Genomic DNA, 758 nt, shown 5'->3' on the forward strand with positions numbered 1-758 from the left:
GCCCGGGCCCGGCGGACACCACGCCCCCGGCCGCACCGCCGTCGGACGGCTGGGGTCACGTCGACGAGGAGCCGCCCGCCTGGGACGACGCCCCGCCGCCGCCCGAGGACCCGTGGGACTCCCTGCCCGAGTTCGACCCGGACGCGGACATGGAGGACTCCCCCGGCCCCGAGGGCTGGACCCCCGGGGCCGGCGACGACGCCGTCCACGGCTCCGCCGGCTCGGCACCGACCTCCGCGCCCGAAGCGTGGGGCGGTGCGGTGCCCACCCCGCAGGACTGGGGCGCCCCGCGCCCGCAGGATCCGGTCGAGTCCCCCGCGCCGCAGGGCCCGGAGGCGGGCACGCAGGGCACGGCACCGGACGCGGCCGCGCAGGGCGCGCCGTCGCCCGCGGCCCCCGCCGAGGCGGTCCCGGAGGACCCGGAGACCGCGCGTCGCGCCTACGACCCCGGCCCCCTCGTGCGCGAGGAGGAGCTCACCATCCCGGTGTTCGCGAAGCCCGAGGCGCAGCTGCGCGCCGAGTTCGCCGCCCGGTTCGGCGGCACCCGCCCCGCCGGGTTCGACTCGACGGCCGCCTCGGACGCCGCGGCCCCGGACGCACAGGGCCCCGGCGCCGCGGCGCGCGCGGCCGCCCACGGCGAGCCCGTGCGCGGCGGGCAGGACGCCGCCGAGCCCGCCGCGGACCGTGAGGCCGAGCCCGAGGAGGACCCGCAGGCCGCCGCCTCCGCCCCCGAGCACCCGGTGCGCCCGAGCCCGGCC

1 pseudogene is annotated in these 758 nt (G+C 82.7%); it reads left to right on the plus strand.

The window, feature by feature from the left end:
• Nucleotides 1-758: pseudogene (locus tag MHY29_RS12195) on the plus strand (hypothetical protein); the annotation flags it as partial.

The organism is Micrococcus sp. ACRRV (assembly GCF_022346985.1).
In the GTDB taxonomy this organism is placed as follows: domain Bacteria; phylum Actinomycetota; class Actinomycetes; order Actinomycetales; family Micrococcaceae; genus Micrococcus; species Micrococcus porci.